Here is an 18008-nt window from a genome sequence, read left to right on the forward strand (position 1 = left end):
ACGAACAGCAAATACTGACAAGCAAAGACCCAACTGCGTCGGCAGATTTTCTTTGTTTGTTGTGTGCAGATATGGCCAACCACTGGCTATCAAATCTGCAAGAGACACCAACACCTCACCTTCACTGTCGCCGCGCCACTGCCAGACATATCTCCCTGGCGCCTGCGCTCCCGATATTCTGTCGAACGGCGCAATCACCGCTCCATGCCGTGCGGAAATGTGACGGCGCCGTTTTACGGCAACAGCTGGGACCACGCCCGGTCCAATTGAGCCTGGGTGTCCTTCATGTCGCGGGTGATCAGCAACACCGGCAGATCGGCCGTCCATGGAGATCGGCGCCATTGCCGGGGAGAAATTCGCTGGCTTGCCTTCTTGCGGCAAAGGCATCGCGGCCCGCGAGCGGATTGAGGCGGACTTGCGACGAATGGCGTTGCGGCATGAAGCACCTTGGAAGCTTTCGGCCAATGCCATCGCGGTGATGGACGCCACCTGCGATCAATTCTCTCCCCGCCGATAGAGGGGATACCGCCTTCAGCTTGAAATCGTATCCGGGATACCATAGATTATGAGTATCCGGGATACGGAGGCGGCAATGTCCATGCGCGACAGGATCAGGAAATACAAGACCGAGGGCGGAGCGGCCGGGATGGTCCGCGTGGAGGTTCTGGTGCCGCCGGAGGGACGGCAAGCCATTGTCGATCTGGCGGCCAAATTGCGGTCTGAGTATCGCGCGGCACAGCAACCGTCTGAACTGTTCACCCTCCACAAGGAAGCGATGGACAAATTCGGGGTCCGCTGCTTTTGGAACATGAAGCCCTCGGCCACGGCAGATGGAATGAGAGTGGTTGCCGCTCAACTCCGCAAGCATGGCGGCATGGATGCCTGGCGCCTTGCAAGCAAGATCAAGGAGGTGTTGGAACATGCCGCTGGATGACCTTCAGAAGGCGGTTCTGACTGTCCTTCTTCCGAATCGGACCCCCAAGAGTGTTTTCGCTGGCGGCTCCGTCCTCAATCGACATGCCTTCCGCCTGTCCGACGACCAGGACATCTTTCATGCTGAGGATGTTGATGTTCTCGAAATTTATGAACGCGACGTCCTTACGCTCCAGGCCGCTGGGTATTCGGTAGAGGTAACCAAGAGGTACGAGGGCTTCATTGAGGCCATCGTTGGTGCCGAAGATGCCGGGTGGACCAAAGTCCAATGGGTTGAAGCCGGATCCTGGACCTTCTTCACCCCTGTGCCCGATCCCGAATATGGATATCGACTGCACATCGCGGACCTCGCTATCAACAAGACTCTGGCGGCTGGAGGTCGCCGCGAAGTCCGCGACTTCGTGGATCTCTTCCTGATCCACCGCCATGTGATGCCGCTGTGGCAGGCTATCTGGGCGGCGCCGGGTAAGGACGAGAATTGGTCGCCTCTCTCGTTGGCCGAGCAGATCACCAGGAAGAACAACTTCCATCAGGAAGATCTCGATGAGGCTATCGACAGCCTGATGGATCTCTCGATGGCCGAGATCGGAGCCACGATCAAAGAGGCCATCGAAGAAGCGCGAGAGGTTTTCCAAACCCTTCCCGACGAGACGGCGGGTTGTCTTCTGATCGATGGAAGTGGGCGTCTGGTTGACGACTTCCAGCGTTTTGGGCAACCGGACGTGCAATTGCTGCGCCCCAAGCGCGGCGGCACCTGGCCTTCTGGCCCGGACATCGACCATACCCTCATTGAAGGTCTGGTCGAGCGCTTCGGTCGGGATGGCGCCAAGTTGTTGGAAGCTGACGAGGAGGCCAGCAACGACTTCCCTGGGCGATGAGTATCAAGTTGCCTGATGGGTGACCGGATATGTCACCGGTTCAGTCCATCATCAAGGTGCCACTCCAGGGAGCACTTCCTTGAACGACCTGTCGCCCCCTCCCCCCGATCTCATCGAGTGCAGCTTGAGCATGGCTTGGCAGGAGGTCTGTTCGGTTTCCATTTCCGAGGACGGGCGCCTGAGCTTCCCCGAGATCGGCAAGGATCCTGGGCTATATCGGATCACCATCCGACAGGGGGCGTTGTGCGAGGTCTACATCGGCGAGGTCACCAATCTGCGGCGGCGGTTCTCCGGCCGGATCGATCACGAATCACCTTGTCGTCGCCAAAGCCCTGATCGACCGTTCCGACCCGGCGGCCGAAGTTGTCCCGCTGAATGTATTCGCCGCCGTTCCTGGGGACGTACCAGATGGCGCCGCCGTCCCGATCCACCATGATGGACCCGCCGCCGCCATACACCGTCTCATCGGAGAATACGGTTTCCCCTTCAGGTTCCGCCCGTTCGAGATAAGCGCCGTTACGCCACGCATCGGCAAACGCCGAGCCGATGGCCCATTCCGCACGCCGCTTCGTCTCCACGCGCTCCTGTCGCGCCAAAGCTTCCGCCACCAGCCTTGCTGGTATCTTCCGCCGGAAGGGGCTTTGCCCATGTCTTCAAACACACCTTCGTGAGCTGGCTCCTGCACAGCGGCAGGTCGTTCGAGGCGATAGCCAAGATCGTCAACACCTCTCCCCGCACCCTCGAACGCCATTACGGTCACTGGGACGTCAGCCGCGCCGATGAGATCGGCGGCGCGGTGGCGCTCGACGGGCACCTGAAGGCGTTGGCGGCCTGGAGCCTTCCCGAACTGGCTGGCGAGATCGAACAGCCCGGCGAAGTCGAGGACTTCTCCGCGGAATGAAGGCCCTTGGAACCGCCACCGTGCGGTTGTCGCATGCGATGGGACACCCGACGATGGTGCCGGAACGATGGAGGATGGGAATGGCGGAAGGCTGTGTCATCAATTGGTTCGCGTGGCGGGACACTGAAGGCCTGAAGAGGGTGATGCACGCCCCCCCAGGGCAAAAGGTTCTGGCACGAGGGGGAAACCGGCTTCGCCGAAGCGGAAATCGAGGGGGTGACGGAGATGATGCGGGCCGCCCCCCTTCGCCAGATCCAACCCGATCATGCTAATTTCGTTCATGGACGGCCCCCCGTCTTCAAGTGGTGTGTGTGTTCAACGACCACTTTGGCGCATTGCGACGCCGGTGAGCAGGGGCCGTCCACCCCATCATTGCGGGCGCGGCCAAGTGGCCGGAGGGCCACGCCCGGCGAGGGGCAAAAAGAAATTTCCGACCAAAGGTCGGGAATTTCTGAAACGAGTATGACACGCACGCCAAGCCTCTTGCCAAGCGGCGATTGACGGGGTAGGCCAGTTCATCCGCATCGTCGCCCAGGGGGGAACCCATTCCATGAAGATGCATTTGGCCGCCGTGGCGGCGTTTGCCGCCCTGTCCCTGTCCGCTTGTTCCACCGACCCGCGGCCGCTGGTGCCCGACACCGCCCAGGGCCCCACCAGCTATGTCTGCTACAACAGCGCCGCCTCGACCCCCGAAGAGGTCCTGACCATCGCCGCCCGTCAATGCGGCAAGTCCGGCCTGGGAGTTTCCGGGCTGATCGGCCAAAGCTTCACCCCGTTGCGGTGCGGCATCCTGACGCCGTCGGTCGCCGCCTTCCAGTGCGGCTATGCCAGCACCTGGATGTTCCCGACGCTGCCCAATCCGGCCCAGTAATACCAAGTCTCGATGAGCACGACTCATCGAGACTTGGTCGGGCGCAAGGCGCCCGCGCCGCCGACGCGGCGGGAGCCAAGGGTTTTGGAAAAACCCGCCCGGCGCTTGAGGGCGGCGTTGATCGGTTCAGATCAACGCGATTTAGTATAACGACAAAGGCCGCCGCCCCAAAGGGGCAGCGGCCTTTTTTTCGTCGCCAGCGTCAAACCTGTTCGATGGCCGACAAAAGCCAGGTTCCGCCGGGGCTGCGCACGAAGGTCCAGGCTTCGGTCGCTTCGACCGGATTGACCGGGTCGCCCTCGACCACCTGGTTGTCGGCCAGACGGACCACGTAATCCTTGGCCGAGAAGGTGATGGTCGCGGTGGCGTATTCAAGCTTGCCGTCGCTCCAGGTCTCGCTGACCTCACCTTTCAGCAATTGCACGTCTTCCATCACGTTGCGCACGCCGCGCGACTGGTCGCGGGCTTGGTCCTCGCCCATCCACCCCAGAACTTCCGGGGTGACGAACTGACGCAACGCCACCGGATTACCGTCCGACCATGCCTTTTGCACGCCTTCGATGATGCGCCCAAAGGTCTCTTGGTCCTCGGGAGTGACCTCGAATTCCTTTTCCACCCGGCGCTCAGGCGTCGAGTTGGCGGCAGAGGCGTAATCGGCCGGCATCTCGCGGTCATAGGCGCCGACACCCGCGGGCGCCGAAGCGGCGGCACGGCGGCGGAAGAAACGTATGGCCAGCCACACCAGACCGCCGATCAGCGCCAGTTGCAGCATCATGCCGACGACACTGGCGCCGGGTGCCGCCTCGGACGCGGCGGCCAGGGCCGGCGAATGGCCGAACAGCATGGAACCGATGCCCACGCCCACCAGACCGCCCAGGATGCCGCCCATCATGGGATTGCGTTGAAAGAAACCAGGCGGCTGGGCGGCCATCGGCGTCGCCATGCCCGTGGCAGGCGAACGGACGGCGCCGGGATTGTACATGGGCTGGGTGGCGCCCATGACCGGAGCCGTCGGCTGGGTGGCCGTGGTCGGCGGGGTGATGGAACGTTCGATCGGACGGTCATAGGTGCGCGACCCGCGCGAGCCCATGCTGCCGCCCTTGCCGGCACGCGCCCAGGCGTCGGCCCCCATGGACAGGGTGACCACGGCGGCGAGAAGGACGGCGAACAGCTTGTGCCTCATGCGAATATCCCGTTCGGAAAAAAAATGGCGGGACCCATATAGGTCCCGCCATCGGCAATTCAAACGCTGTCAGGGCGGTTTCTCAGGAATCCTGTTCCGCGCCTTGGATGCGATGCGCCAGGGACGCGGCCATGAACTGGTCCAGGTCGCCATCCAGCACGCCCTGGGTGTCCGAGGTTTCGACGTTGGTCCGCAGGTCCTTGACCATCTGGTAAGGCTGAAGCACATAGGAACGGATCTGGTGACCCCACCCGATGTCGGTCTTGGTGTCTTCCAACGCCTGGGCGGCGGCCTCGCGCTTTTGCAATTCGGCCTCGTACATGCGGGCACGCAGCATTTCCCAGGCCCGCGCCCGGTTCTGGTGCTGCGAACGCTCGGTCTGGCAGGCCACCACGATGTTGGTGGGAATGTGGGTGATGCGCACCGCCGAATCGGTCTTGTTGATGTGCTGACCGCCCGCGCCGGACGCGCGGTAGGTGTCGATACGGCAGTCGCTTTCATTGATCTGGATGTCGATGGTGTCGTCCACCTGGGGATAGACCCACACCGAAGCGAAGCTGGTCTGGCGCCGGGCGTTGCTGTCGAACGGCGAGATACGGACCAGACGGTGCACGCCGGCTTCGGTCTTCAGCCAGCCATAGGCGTTGTGGCCGATGACCTTCATGGTCACCGACTTGATGCCCGCCGCTTCACCGGCGGTCTCTTCCACCAGTTCGACCTTGTACCCGTGCTGCTCGGCCCAACGGAAATACATGCGCTGCATCATCTCGGCCCAGTCCTGGGCCTCGGTGCCGCCAGCGCCGGCATTGATTTCCACGTAGCAATCGTTGGAATCGGCCTCGCCCGACAGAAGGGTTTCCAGTTCCATCTTGCCGGCGCGGTCCTTGACGGCGCGCAACTGGGACTCGGCGTCGGCGGCGACGGCGGCGTCCCCCTCCATGTCGGCCAATTCGATCAACTCGACCAGTTCGGTCACTTCGTTTTCCATGCTGCGGCACCCCTGGACCAGGGCATCCAGGCGGGTGCGCTCCTGCATCAGCTTCTGGGCACGCTCGGCGTCGTTCCACAGATTTGGATCCTCGGACGCCGCGTTCAATTCGTCCAGGCGCATCAGCGCCTCGTCCCAATTGAGGTGACGCTTGAGCAGGGCCACGGAGTTGCGAACATCCTGGGCCAGCGCTTCGATCTCGGCGCGCACGGCTTTTCCTTTCCAAACGGACCACAAGGTCCAAATTCAACAGAAGGGCAGTTTTAGGGGAAGGCCGCGAGATTGGCAACAATCCCCCAAAACAGCTAGTACAACCCCCCCGGCATGGGGGCCGTGACCGGGGCCTGGGGCGCCACCGGAGCGACCAGACCATGGGCCGGAGCGTCGGCGCCTTCCTCGGGCAAGGGTTGGAAGCTGAAGCTTTCCGTTCCCTCGCCCTCCAGAACGCGCTCGTCCTCGTCCGGCATGGGGTCGGTGGACTTGAACGCCTCCAGGATCACGCGGGAATCGCCGGGCATGGCCGGCCGGCCGGTGCCGGCGTCCACGCGGACCAGACGCACCCCCGGCGGTACCCGGAACGGCGTCGGCGGTTTGTCCTTGAGCGCATAGGACATGAAGTCGCGGAAGATCGGCGCCGCGACGCTGCCGCCGGTTTCCTTGGGCCCCAGGGTGCCCGGTTCGTCGAAACCGACGAACACCGCCACCGCCAGATCGGGCGAGAAGCCGGCGAACCACACGTCGAAACTGTCGTTGGAGGTGCCGGTCTTGCCGGCCAGCGGCTTGCCGATCACCGAAACCGAACGGCCGGTGCCACGCTGGATCACACCTTCCAGGATCGACACCATCTGATAGGCCGACACCGGATCGACGATCTGTTCGCGGATGTCGGGCAGGCGCGGCATGTCCTGGTTGGCGAACTGCACCGGCCAGCACCCCTCGCAGAAGCGCTTGTCGTGGACGAAGATGGTTCGGCCCTGGCGGTCCTGGATGCGATCGACCAGGGTCGGCGTGATTTTCTTGCCGCCGTTGACCAGCATGGCATAAGCCGCCGTCAACCGCAGAACGGTCGTCTCGCCGGCGCCCAAGGCCATGGACAGCACGCGCGGCAGGTTGTCGTAGATACCGAAACGGTTGGAATAGTCGGCGATCTTGTCCATGCCCACGGCCTGGGCCAGACGCACGGTCATCAGGTTGCGCGACTTTTCGATGCCGACGCGCAGCGTGGTCGGCCCCAGGAAGTCGCCGCCGTAATTCTTGGGACGCCACAACGGCAGGCCCGGCCCCTGCGGCAAGGCGATGGGCGCGTCGAGCACCAGGGACGACGGGGTATAGCCGTTCTCGAGCGCCGTCAGATAGACGAACGGCTTGAACGAGGACCCCGGCTGGCGCATGGCCTGACTGGCGCGGTTGAACTGGCTTTTCGAATAGGACCAACCGCCGACCATGGCCAGCACACGTCCGGTGTGCGGGTCCATGGCCACCAGCGCGCCCTCGGCCTTGGGGATTTGGCGCAGAGCATACGAACCGGCCGGCAAAGCCTTGCCGTCGTCGCCCTTGGCCGTTTCCTCGACCAGCACCACGTCGCCGGGCTGAAGCACGTCGGCGGGGCGACGCGGCGGGGCGCCCACATGCTGTTCCTTGAGCGTCGGACGGGCCCATCTCAGGGCCGAGAACGGAATGACCCCGGTCGAACCGTTGCGCAGACCGATGCCGGCCATCTGCTCCGACACCGACAGCACCACCGCCAGTTCCCACGGCTCGCCGCCGGCCGGATAGGGCACGGCGGCCAAACGCTGGGCCCAGCCCTGTCCGGCCTGGATCTTGGTCACCGGACCGCGCCAACCGTGGCGGCGGTCATAGGATTCCAGCCCCTCGCGCAGCACCTTGGAGGCGTGGGCCTGAAGGTCGGCGTTCACCGTGGAACGCACCACCAAGCCACCCTTGTACAACGCCTCCTCGCCATAGCGGGCGACCAGGTCGCGGCGGATGTCCTCGGCAAAGTAATCGGCACCGACGATCATCTGGTTCTCGTCGCGCGGCCGCATGACCAACGGTTCGGCCACCGCCGCCTCGTATTCGGCCCGCGTGATGCGGTTATCCTCGTACATGCGGCCGATGACCCAGTCACGGCGTTCCTTGGCGGCCTGGGCGTGACGGACGGGATGATAGTTGTTGGGCGCCTTGGGCAGCGCCGCCAGATAGGCGGCCTCGGCCACGCTCAGGTCGCCCAGCGCCCGGTTGAAATAGTTGAGCCCGGCGGCGGCGACGCCGTAATTGCCCATGCCGAGATATATCTCGTTGAGATACAGCTCGAGGATATGGTCCTTGGTGAAAGCGCGTTCGATGCGGAAGGCCAGGATGGCTTCCTTGATCTTACGCTCGATGGACACCTCGTTGGTCAGCAGGAAGTTCTTGGCGACCTGTTGCGTGATGGTCGAGGCGCCGACCGGACGGCGATCCGCCCCCAGCCCCTTGTTGCGCAGGTTGACGATCACCGCGCGGGCGACCCCCCAAGGATCGACCCCGGCATGCTCGTAGAAATTCTTGTCCTCGGCCGCCAGGAAGGCGTCGACCACCCGCTGAGGAATGGCGTTCAGCGGCACGAAGGCGCGCTTTTCCACGGCGTATTCGGCGACCAGACGACCGTCACCGCCATAGACGCGGGTGGTGATCGGCGGCTCGTAATGGGCCAACTGGTGATAGTCGGGCAGGCCGCGGCCGTAATGCCAGAACAGATAAAGCGCGCCGCCCGCCGCGGAAACCGCCAGCAGGAAGACAAGGCTGAAGAGGATGGCGATGAAGCGGAGCATGGATCCATTTCGGCTAAAGGCCGGTCGGGCGGTGGTAACCCCGTTCACCCCGCCCCGTCAAGCAAACGAAGGCCCGACAGGGCAAACGAAGGCCCGGCGGGGCAAACGACGGAACCGGCGCCCCGTGACAAGACCGTCAGGGGCGGCGGGCCTTTTGTCCTTGCAGGAAGAAACGGTCGACGGCGCGGGCGATGCCCTTGGCCAGTTTGACGCGGTATTCCGGCTGGCGCAGGGCGCGTTCCTCGACCTCATTGGACAGATAGCCGGCCTCGATCAACACCGATGGCACGTCCGGGGCCTTGAGCACGGCGAAACCGGCGAAACGGTGGGTATTGCCCAAAAGCGTGACGTCGTGCCCGACCTCCTCCACCACGCCGCCGGCGAAACCGGCCGAGCGGTTCATGGTTTCACGCTGGGCCAGATCGATCAGGATGTTGGCGACGTCGGCGGATTCGTGGGACAGGTCGATGCCGGCGATCAGGTCGGCCTTGTTTTCCTTGTCGGCCAGCGCCTGAGCTTCGGAGTCCGAGGCGTTCTGCGACAAGGTGTAGACGGACAATCCCCGCATCTGGGCATTGGACACCGTGTCCGCGTGCAACGAGATGAACAGGTCGGCGTTGTACTGCCGGGCGATGGCGATACGGTCGCGCAAGCGGATGAAGATGTCGCGGTCGCGGGTCAGGTGGACCTTGTAGCGGCCGTTCTTTTCCAATTGCGCCTTGAGTTCGCGGGCTACCGCCAGGGTGATGTATTTTTCATAGATGCCGGAAACGCCGATGGCGCCGGGATCGACACCGCCATGACCGGGGTCGATGACCACGACCGGCTTGCCGTCGGCGGGAATTTCACGCGGCGCCATCGGTTCCATGGGCTGCGGCGCGGGCAAGGGCGCCGACACCTTGGTAACGATCGGCGCCGGTTCCGGCTGGGGCGCGGCCATGGCGGGCACGGCCTGGGCGACGTTTTCCTGAGAGGGCGACGACGCCAGCGGCGGCGGCACCGGTGCCGACAGGACAGGACCACCGCTTCGGGCCACCGGCAAGCTGATCGACGACCGTGACGAAACAGCCTGAGGCGGTTCAACGTCCTTGACCGGTGCGGCCTTGGCGACCGGAACCACCTTGGGCGGCTCGACGGGCGCGGCGGCGACCACCGGCGGAGAAACGGGAGCAGGCGCAGGCGCCGGAGCTTCGACCTGGGGCGAGGTGATGACGATGGTGCGCGGCGCTTCGGCCGGCGCGGCGGCCGGAGCGGCGATGGGTCGTGCCGCCGGAGCGGCGATGGGTCGTGCCGCCGGAGCGGCGATGGGTCGTGCCGCCGGAGCGGCGATGGGCCGTGCCGGCGGCACGGCGGCCTTGGCAACCTTGCGCGCCGGCAACGGCACGGCAACTGCCAGGAAGGCGTCGCGGCTGGCGGCCTGAAGGTCGAGCACCAGCCGCCAGCCCTGACCGTCACGCGGCGGGATGACGAACGACGACTTGACTACGGCCGGAGCCTTGAGGTCGACCATCACCCGGCCACCCAGGGAATCCTCGGAATAATGCAAGGTGCGCACGGCACCGACCGGCCGCTTGACGGCGGCGTCGGCGCTCCAGCCCATGGGCGGCGTGTTGATCACCAGACGATAGGGATCGGCATACAACGCGGTGCTGAAATCGATTCCTTCGGAAAGATCCACCACCAGACGGGTGATTCCGTCGGGATGACTGGCCAGCCGCAAACCGGTAGCGGTGGCACGCGCCCAGACATCGGCCGAGGTCAACGCGACCATGGCCACAATCATCGCCGCCAAGACGGTAAGACGTCTGAACCCCCGGACCACCACGCCCCTCATCCTTGTGCGGACACCCAATCCCGAATGCCAACAGCTATAACGCAGACAGAGACTCAAGTTCAACCCAAAAGGCATTGATTCCACAGACTCTTCGGGACACATGGACACGATATCCAGCCGTTGCGGCCAATTGCCGGGACCACCACAACAAGATGATTGTCGAAACACCCCACACTGGCTATCTTGTCGTCTCATAAGTTCGCCGTCTCAGGAGTCCCGCCCGCCGGGACACGTGAAGCCGTCGTTCCGCGCGCCGACGCACGTTACGTTCAATGCGTTTCGTTCAATGTTCGGCGCGGCATTCGGAGCAGGAAGCTTTCACGGAGACGGGATGGCGGACCTTGTCGCTGACCCTTTCGAAGCCGGGCGTGATGCCCGTGACAGGTTTCCGCCAAATGCCCGTTTTCTCAGCATCGACCGAGGAACCGCCCGCAGGCGCCGCCGGCTTCGCTTTTGCACATCCCCGCCCTGCGCGCCCTGTGGCGTCGCGGGCGGCGCCACGGAGATTAGGATTTAATGGTCAAACGCATGCTTATCGACGCCACGCACCCGGAAGAGACCCGGGTCGTCGTGGTGAACGGCACCCGTCTGGAAGAACTGGACGTCGAAACCAGCACTAAGAAGCAGCTCAAGGGAAACATCTATCTGGCCAAGGTGGTCCGCGTGGAGCCATCGCTCCAGGCCGCTTTCGTCGATTACGGCGGCAACCGCCACGGCTTCCTGGCCTTCAGCGAAATCCACCCCGATTACTTCCAGATCCCGGTGGCCGACCGCCAGGCGTTGCTGGCCGCCCAGAAAGCGGCGGTGAGCGAAAGCAACGGCGATTCCGAACACGAAACGGTATCGACCGAAGCGACCGGTGACGAGAACGGCGAAAGCACCGAAACCGGCGAGACGCCGGCCGAAGGCGAAGGCGGCCCCGAACAGGTATCCAAGCCGACCGCCGTCGAAAGCGTCGGCGGCGACGACGCCAGCGAACAGGAACTGGAGCGCCGCCGCGCCAAGCTCTTGCGCAATTACAAGATTCAGGAAGTCATCAAGCGCCGCCAGATCATGCTGGTGCAGGTGGTCAAGGAAGAACGCGGCAACAAGGGCGCGGCGCTGACCACCTATCTGTCGCTGGCCGGCCGCTATTGCGTGCTGATGCCCAACACCGCGCGCGGCGGCGGCGTCTCGCGCAAGATCGTCAGCACCACCGACCGGCGCCGCCTCAAGGCCATCGCCCAGGAACTGAACTGTCCCGAAGGCATGGCGGTGATCGTGCGCACCGCCGGTTCGGAGCGCAGCAAGACCGAGATCAAGCGCGATTACGAATATCTGCTGCGCGCCTGGGATCAGGTCCGCGACCTGACGCTGAAGTCGTCGGCCCCTGCCTCGGTGTACGAGGAAGCCAGTCTGATCAAGCGCTCGATCCGCGATCTTTATTCACGCGACATCGACGAAGTGCTGGTGGACGGCGACGAAGGCTACCGTCTGGCCAAGGATTACATGCGCATGCTGACTCCCAGCCATGCCAAGAAGGTCCAGCCGTACCGGGACCCCGGCATGCCCATGTTCCACCGCTATCAGGTGGAGGCCCAGCTTGACGCCATGCATTCGCCGGTGGTGCAACTGAGGTCGGGCGGCTACATCGTCATCAGCCAGACCGAAGCCTTGGTCGCCATCGACGTCAACTCGGGCCGCGCCACCAAGGAGCGCCATATCGAGGAGACGGCGCTCAAGACCAATCTCGAGGCGGCCGAGGAAGTGGCCCGCCAATTGCGCCTGCGCGACCTTGCCGGTCTCATCGTGATCGATTTCATCGACATGGAGGAGAACCGCAACAACCACGCCGTCGAACGCCGCCTGAAAGAGGCGCTGAAGGACGACCGCGCCCGCATCCAGGTGGGCAAGATCAGCGCCTTCGGCCTGTTGGAACTGTCGCGCCAGCGTCTGCGCCCCAGCCTTCAGGAAACCACCTTCGCGCCGTGCCCCCATTGCGGCGGCACCGGTCTGGTGCGGTCGGTGGAATCGGCGGCCATGCATGTGCTGCGCGCCATCGAGGAAGAAGGAATCCGCCGGCGTTCGTCCGAGGTCACGGTCTACGTGCCGTCCCAGATCGCGCTCTATATCCTCAACCAGAAGCGCGACGCCTTGGCGGCCATCGAACTCCGCTACGACTTCCAGGTTTTCTTGTTGGGTGACGACAGCCTGATTCCTCCGGCCCTGCGCATGGAACGGATCAAGGCGGAAAACCGCCCCGACGAGGTTCGTCCCGTCGCCCTTGACGTACCGCCGCCGGCCGCCGTGGTCGAAGAAGAGGAAGAGGACGTCGAGGAAGAGGACGCTTCCGAGGACGGCGAGCGCACACAGGGCGAAAGCGTCGATGGTAGCGAATCCGCCGAAAGCCGTAAGCGCCGCCGCCGCCGCCGCCGCAAGCGGCGGCCGGGTGAACAACCGTCGCAACTGGATCTCGCCAGCGGCGAGGAAAGCGACGGCGAAGAAGAAACCGACGCCGCCGATCAAGACGGTGCCGAGGACGATGCCGAAGGCGATGATGCCGACACCGCCGCAGAGGGCGAAGGCGAAGGCGAAGGCGAAGGCGAAAGCGAAGGTGACGCCGATCGCCGCAAGCGCCGCCGGGGCCGCCGGGGCGGTCGTCGTCGTCGCCGCAACCGCGAAAACGGTGAAGGCGGTGAAGGCGTCGAGCACGATGATGCCGCCGTGCCGCCGCCGGCCATCCCTGGGGGCGAGTTGATCTCCAATCCCGACGCCGTCGCCGACGTGTTCGCCCGTGCCGAGGCCGCGGCCGAAGCCGAAGCCGCCCGCAAAAACGAGGTCCAAGCCGAAGCTGTGGTCGTGTCTTCGACCGAAGACGCCGACATCGTCGCCGAGGAGAAGCCGCGCCGCCGCCGTGCCCCGCGCAAGACCGCCGAGCCCGAAGTCGCCGAACCGGCTGCCGCCGAAGACACAGCCGAGGGTCAGGCCGTCACTGAGAAGCCCAAGCGGACCCGCACCAGGAAGGCGGCTGAACCGAAGGCCGCCAAGACGACGGAGGCTACCGAGGCCGAAGCCCCGGCCAAGCCCAAGCGAACCCGCACCAAAAAGGTGGAAACCGAGGCGGAAGCCGGCGAAGCTCCGGCCAAACCCAAGCGGACCCGTGCCAAGAAAGCCGTCGCCGCCGAGGTGGAAGCCAAGGTCGAAGCTGAAAGCGAAACCGCTGCCGAAGTCCCGTCCGCAAGCACGGAGGCTGTGGTAGCCCCCGAGACGCCGGCCGAACCGGTGATGACGGAAGCACCGGCCACCTCCGTTGAGGAAGAAGCTCCCGCCCCGGTCCAGCCGGCGCGCAAGGGCTGGTGGAACAAGCTGCTGTCCTAGTTCGTGTCCTGACAAAAGGGCGCCTTGCTCACGCAAGGCGCCCTTTTTCGTTTCGGGACACAATGCCCCATGAAAAAAGGCGCCAGGAGGCGCCTTTCACAGAACACGGCAAAGAAGGATCACAGGCCGATCTTGGACGCCATGATCGCCGCCTGGGTTCGGTTCTCCACCCCCAGCGCCCGCAAGATCGCGGTGACATGCAGCTTTACCGTGATTTCGGCCAGATCAAGGTCGCGGGCGATTTCCTTGTTGCTCTTCCCCTGGCGCAACATGGCCAGGACATCACGTTGACGTGGCGTCAACGACGCACGTACGGTGTCAACGTCGCCCCCCGCCGAAAGGCCGTCGGGAACTTCAAGGCCAGGACTGACGAAGGTTTCCCCACTCAGCACCAGACGAATCGCCTCAAGCATAGCGGCACTGGACGACGCCTTGGTGATGTAGCCATGCGCCCCGGCATCCAACGCACGCCGGACGTCGGTCGGCTGTTCGGAAGCGGAAACCACGACCAGATGCAGGCTGGGGGCGGCACGCTTCAACGCTTCGATGCCGGAAAACCCATCCATGCCGGGCATGTTGAGGTCAACCAGAGCGACGTCTACCGCCGAATCGCCACGCACAGCCGCCAAGGCCTGAATATAATCAGGCGCCTCGACCACATCGAGAGGACCATCGACCAAACTTTCAAGAACCAGCCGAACACCCTCGCGAAACAGGGCGTGGTCATCGGCGAGCAGAACTTTCATTACCGGACCCCCGTTGCACGGACCAATGGCCTCCCTCTGCCCCCGAAGAAACTTTAAACATACTCTTTCCCGCCTCGCAACACAGGATGTTCGAAAAAAGCCATCAGAAAACAGCTTTTATAAAAGATACCACAGCCAAACAAGGATAAAATAACCATTCAACAAAAGTAGTTATCCACACAACGCCGGATACAGATTTACAATCTGAAAATAATCGCAACACACAAAACAGAAAACTGACTTCCTCATCCAGAAGAATACATTCAAACATCACATGCGAACAAAACATTGACACCACATCATACTAACAACAATCAAAACAGAACCGTGAACTTGCTTGACACCCCCCTTGCAGGACAAGACAGGCACACGAAACTAGCAACCAATACGAGATAATATAAAATCAGCGATAGCTTCGACATCGTCGCGGCGAAAGCAGGGAAGGCCGTGGACTTCGCCCCGGAAGTCGCAGGCCACGGCAACAACTTGTGGTTGATCTAGATGAAGCAGGGACTCATTCGCACCGGGGGCGACGATTTCAATTTTCTCAATCCCGGAACGTTTCCATCCCTCGACCAACACCAGATCGGCGTCCCGCACCCGCGTCAGCAAATCCTCCAGATCCACCGCCTCGGCCCTGGTCATCATCGTCGCCCGCCGGGGCGAAAGCGCCACGGCCTGAACCGCGCCAGCTTCCAGCGCCGCCACGCTTTCGGAATCTTGGAAACGCAGATCATGGTGGGTGTGCTTAAGCGTGGCGACACGAACGCCACGACGCACCAAGGCCGGAACCAGACGAAGCATCAAGGTGGTCTTGCCGCTGCCGCTCCAGCCGGCGACGCCGAATATCTTCATGGAGGCAGCCTGACACAGAAAATCCGAGGGATGGTCCTCACACCATCTCCTTCGGATTCCTAACACGATTCGAAAGACCGGTGCCCCACCTTAATCCGGCAAAAACCCATCAGGCCCGGATGGTCCTGAGAAAACCGTCCACTTCGTCCTTGAGGTTGGCCGCCGGCCCCGCCAGATCGTCGGCCGCCCACATCACCCGTACCGCCGCGCCGCAATAGCGGGCCGCGGATTGGGTGACGGACACCACGCCTTCGGTGACGCAGGCCGTGTCGTGGCGGACCTGATCCACGCAACGGCTGATCTTGTCGGTAACCCCACCCTGACGGTTGACCGCCTCGGCCACCTGGGCGGCGATCTCGTCCATCCGCCGCACCGCGCTGCCGACATCGCCGATGGCCGACACCGTTTCCGCCGTGGCACTTTGGATGGCGGCGATCTGGTCGGCGATCTCACGGGTGGATTCGCTGGTTTTCTGGGCCAGATGCTTGACCTCGCCGGCGACCACGGCAAATCCCCTGCCCGCTTCGCCGGCCCGTTGCGCCTCGATGGTGGCGTTCAGCGACAACATGTTGGTGCGCGCCGCGATGTCGCCGATCAGGTTGACCACCCGATCGATATTTCCCGCCACCTCGGACAAACCGCGGACACGGGCGTTGGTGCGGTCCAGTTCGGACACCGCCTGACGCACCACCCGCGAGGTTTCGGCGGCCAGCGCGGAAATGTCGCCGACGCTGGCGGCAAGGTCGTCGGCCGCTTCGGCCACCGCGACCACCGTGCGGCGGGCCTGATCGGCGGCTTCGGCCACCGACAGCGAACGGTTTTCGCCGTTGCCTTCGTGCCGGACCATGCCCTCGGCGGTGGCGGTGATCGCCTGGGCGTTGCGGTTGACAGAATCGGCCACCGACTTGACCGCACCTTCGAAACGGTCGGCCAAAACCATCAGCCGCTGGCGGCTGGTGGCTTCGGCTTCGGCACGGATGGCGTCTTGTTCCTGTTGCATCCGCACCATGGCGATGGCGTTGTCCTTGAACACCGCGACTGCCTTGGCCATGTCGCCGATCTCGTCCCGGCGGGCGATGCCGGGCACGGTGACGCCATGGTCACCGGCGGCCAACCGTTCCATGGCCTCTTCGATCATCCGCACGGGCTGAGTGACCGACCGGGCCAACACCAGAACGGCCGCACCGAACGACAACACGGCCATCACGCCGAACAACGCCAACAGACGCGAGGTGGCGGCGCGCACTTCTTCTTGCTGGGCGATGGCCGAGGCCATGCCCTCGCGGGCATAGGCGAACACTTGGTTGAGCGTCGGCTGCAAGGCACGGAACTGGCGGCGCAGATCGGCGACGTCCTCGCCCAGCGCCATGGTGCCGGCGGCAAAGGCTTGCATGTCGTCGCCATAGGCTGCCAGCAACTTGCGGAAATCATCGCGGGTGGACGGCGGCAGGCTTGAGGCGTCGAGGGCGAAATCGAATTGGTTGGCGTGCTGGCGATGCTGGTTAAGGTAGGTCTCGCCACCATAAAGCATGAAATTCTTTTCCGCCTGACGCATCTGGAGCATCTCGGGGATCAAGGGGCCGGCATTGGGCCACATCTTCAACTCGTCCTCGACCGCCTTGACCGAAGCGGCCAGACGGCCGCGCAATCCCTGCGCCTCGCTTGCCCCCAATTCCCCCACCCGGTGGGAAACCGCCTCGAAACGCTGGGCGGCGGCAGCCACGCCAGCACTCAACTCGGCCAGGTTCGAGGCCATGCCCGCCGCTTCGGGCAAGGCCCGCATGGCGTCAAGGCTGCGTGCCACGAACGCCACATCCTGGCGGAAGTCCTTGGCCCGCGCCTCGTCCCGTTCGCGCAGGAACTGTTCCTGGTGGTTCTGCAAGGCCGCGACCTTGGCCCGCACGTCGCCAGCCAGATCGTTCAGGCGGCGATAGCCATCCTGGGTCACCAACATGCTGTCGATGCGCCGCTCGGCCAGATGATAGGCCACGCCGAAGCTTGCCGCGCCGATCAAAGCCAAAACGCCCAGCAACGCCAGTCGCCGGCCGATGGAGATGTTCGCCAATCCAGGCACTTCGCCATGCCGCCACAACGCCCCCAGGCGGACCAACAGCGGCTTGAACCAGGAAGGCAGGGAGAAGCGGGCCGGCGAGGCAACCGGGGCAATCACCTCGTCGATGGTGGTGGCGTCGTCAGTCACCGTGGGGGCCCCTTGTACGGGTTGAGGTGCGCGCCCGACTATAGAAAGCCGTCATGACGGCAATGTGACAACTCCCTTACCCTTCGGTTAAACCTGTGCGCATTCGAAATCCAAGGTGAAAAAGTCACCGAACTTCGCCAACCGCAACATGCGTGCCACCTGTCCTTGCGCCGCGCGCAGGCTGACATGCCCCCCCCGCGCGGCCACCACGTCGCGAGCCACCAGCAACAATCCCATGCCGGCCGAATCCATGAAGTCAAGGCCCCCGAGATCGACCACCACCGCAAGACGATCGCTGCCCGCCAAGTCTTCCACCACCTGACGAAAAGCCCCGTTCTCGGCGAAGGTCAAACGGCCGCTCAGGGTGACGACCAGGGAATCGGAAAAGCTTTCGAGATGCGTGTGCATGGGGGCCTCGACGGTGAACATCCGCCAGAGCCATAACAGAAGGC

15 protein-coding genes are annotated in these 18008 nt (G+C 63.8%); 6 read left to right on the plus strand and 9 right to left on the minus strand.

The window, feature by feature from the left end:
* Window positions 1-325: 325 nt before the first annotated feature.
* The 3 genes from G4223_RS04275 (at window position 326) to G4223_RS04285 (ending at window position 1811) form a co-directional block, all read left to right on the plus strand.
* Window positions 326-517, plus strand: coding sequence for a hypothetical protein (locus G4223_RS04275; RefSeq protein ID WP_163675483.1), 192 nt, complete (start codon window positions 326-328; stop codon window positions 515-517).
* Between the two features lie 75 nt (window positions 518-592).
* A complete protein-coding gene (locus G4223_RS04280; protein WP_163675486.1) occupies window positions 593-934 on the plus strand; it encodes a hypothetical protein in 342 nt (113 codons plus the stop codon).
* Window positions 921-1811: a hypothetical protein gene (locus G4223_RS04285; protein ID WP_163675489.1), complete on the plus strand. Its 891-nt coding sequence runs from the start codon at window positions 921-923 to the stop codon at window positions 1809-1811. Before G4223_RS04280 ends, G4223_RS04285 begins: the two co-directional genes overlap by 14 nt.
* Before the next feature lie 266 nt (window positions 1812-2077).
* Here G4223_RS04285 and G4223_RS04290 read toward each other — a convergent pair whose 3' ends face one another.
* Entirely contained in the window at window positions 2078-2389 is a 312-nt protein-coding gene (locus G4223_RS04290; RefSeq protein WP_163675491.1) for a hypothetical protein, read from the minus strand.
* Between the two features lie 89 nt (window positions 2390-2478).
* Between G4223_RS04290 and G4223_RS04295 the strand changes: the two genes are divergently transcribed.
* Both G4223_RS04295 and G4223_RS04300 read left to right on the plus strand, forming a co-directional pair.
* A complete protein-coding gene (locus G4223_RS04295) occupies window positions 2479-2712 on the plus strand; it encodes a hypothetical protein (protein ID WP_163675494.1) in 234 nt (77 codons plus the stop codon).
* A gap of 550 nt (window positions 2713-3262) precedes the next feature.
* Entirely contained in the window at window positions 3263-3583 is a 321-nt protein-coding gene (locus G4223_RS04300; RefSeq protein WP_241003939.1) for a hypothetical protein, read from the plus strand.
* A gap of 202 nt (window positions 3584-3785) precedes the next feature.
* Here G4223_RS04300 and G4223_RS04305 read toward each other — a convergent pair whose 3' ends face one another.
* The 4 genes from G4223_RS04305 to G4223_RS04320 all read right to left on the minus strand — a co-directional run bounded on the left by G4223_RS04305 (window position 3786) and on the right by G4223_RS04320 (window position 10335).
* Window positions 3786-4766, minus strand: a complete 981-nt coding sequence (locus G4223_RS04305; protein ID WP_163675497.1) for a TIM44-like domain-containing protein — start codon at window positions 4764-4766, stop codon at window positions 3786-3788.
* Window positions 4767-4848: 82 nt separating this feature from the next.
* The gene (gene prfB / locus G4223_RS04310) at window positions 4849-5964 is read right to left on the minus strand and encodes a peptide chain release factor 2 (RefSeq protein WP_163675500.1); all 1116 of its coding nucleotides are present in this window, start codon (window positions 5962-5964) and stop codon (window positions 4849-4851) included.
* Between the two features lie 95 nt (window positions 5965-6059).
* Complete coding sequence (locus G4223_RS04315; RefSeq protein WP_163675503.1) at window positions 6060-8564, minus strand: penicillin-binding protein 1A; 2505 nt, start codon at window positions 8562-8564, stop codon at window positions 6060-6062.
* Between the two features lie 136 nt (window positions 8565-8700).
* Window positions 8701-10335: an N-acetylmuramoyl-L-alanine amidase gene (locus G4223_RS04320; RefSeq protein ID WP_163675506.1), complete on the minus strand. Its 1635-nt coding sequence runs from the start codon at window positions 10333-10335 to the stop codon at window positions 8701-8703.
* Window positions 10336-10926: 591 nt separating this feature from the next.
* Here G4223_RS04320 and G4223_RS04325 point away from each other — a divergent pair.
* Window positions 10927-13755, plus strand: a complete 2829-nt coding sequence (locus G4223_RS04325) for an Rne/Rng family ribonuclease (RefSeq protein ID WP_476738486.1) — start codon at window positions 10927-10929, stop codon at window positions 13753-13755.
* A 119-nt stretch (window positions 13756-13874) separates the two neighbouring features.
* On the opposite strand, the gene G4223_RS04330 is transcribed toward G4223_RS04325, so the two are convergent.
* The 4 genes from G4223_RS04330 to G4223_RS04345 all read right to left on the minus strand — a co-directional run bounded on the left by G4223_RS04330 (window position 13875) and on the right by G4223_RS04345 (window position 17964).
* Window positions 13875-14501: a response regulator gene (locus tag G4223_RS04330; RefSeq protein ID WP_163675512.1), complete on the minus strand. Its 627-nt coding sequence runs from the start codon at window positions 14499-14501 to the stop codon at window positions 13875-13877.
* 375 nt (window positions 14502-14876) lie between these two features.
* The gene (mobB, locus tag G4223_RS04335) at window positions 14877-15356 is read right to left on the minus strand and encodes a molybdopterin-guanine dinucleotide biosynthesis protein B (protein WP_163675515.1); all 480 of its coding nucleotides are present in this window, start codon (window positions 15354-15356) and stop codon (window positions 14877-14879) included.
* A 109-nt stretch (window positions 15357-15465) separates the two neighbouring features.
* Window positions 15466-17556 (minus strand): methyl-accepting chemotaxis protein, encoded by a 2091-nt coding sequence (locus G4223_RS04340; RefSeq protein ID WP_338086810.1) that lies wholly within the window; start codon window positions 17554-17556, stop codon window positions 15466-15468.
* Window positions 17557-17643: 87 nt separating this feature from the next.
* On the minus strand, window positions 17644-17964 hold the full coding sequence (locus G4223_RS04345) for an STAS domain-containing protein (protein WP_163675518.1): 321 nt from the start codon (window positions 17962-17964) through the stop codon (window positions 17644-17646).
* Window positions 17965-18008 lie beyond the last annotated feature (44 nt).

It is taken from the genome of Magnetospirillum aberrantis SpK (assembly GCF_011022235.1).
Classification (GTDB): Bacteria; Pseudomonadota; Alphaproteobacteria; order Rhodospirillales; family Magnetospirillaceae; genus Magnetospirillum; species Magnetospirillum aberrantis.